This window comes from Zoogloea sp. (genome assembly GCF_023150065.1).
Classification (GTDB): Bacteria; Pseudomonadota; Gammaproteobacteria; order Burkholderiales; family Rhodocyclaceae; genus Zoogloea.
On record NZ_JAKLLN010000237.1, the window covers coordinates 1 to 520 of the forward strand.

Below are 520 nucleotides of genomic sequence, written 5' to 3' on the forward strand. Positions count from 1 at the left end.
GACGGGGCTGCGACTCGCCGGCCGGGCGCGGAGCCGTCGCACAGGCAGTGAGGAGCAGCGCGACAAGCGCGGGAATCAGGCGGATGGAACGGGCGGGACGAAAAACGGGAAACATGGATGGGGTACACTCGCGGCTGGCAATCAATAGCCGCCCGAGTATAACCAGCGCCACGCCGGCCCGGGCTTACGAAAGGAGCGCAGCATGTGGCTGATCGGCCTCGAAATCGGCATCGCCGCGGTGCTCCTCGCCATCGTGTGGCTGGCCCTGCGCGCCCCGAAGAACAAAGACACCGACACCCCGCCCCATGACTGACCTCAACCAATTCCTGGCCCGCGCCGAGCGCCTGCTCGAGCGCCTCGAAGGCCTACTCCCGGCCGAACCCACCGCCCCCGACTGGGCCGCCTCCACCGCCTTCCGCTGGCGCCGCAAGCACAATTCGGTAGCGCTGGTGCCGGTGCCCCGCCCGCACCAGATCCGCCTTGATGACCTGCAGGACATCGACGACAAGAAAGCCCGTAT

The 520-nt window shown here is 67.9% G+C and carries 1 pseudogene; it reads left to right on the forward strand.

Annotation, left to right across the window (positions count from 1 at the left end):
• Positions 1–305: 305 nt before the first annotated feature.
• A pseudogene (locus tag L6Q67_RS24455) lies at positions 306–520 on the forward strand (AAA family ATPase); the annotation flags it as partial.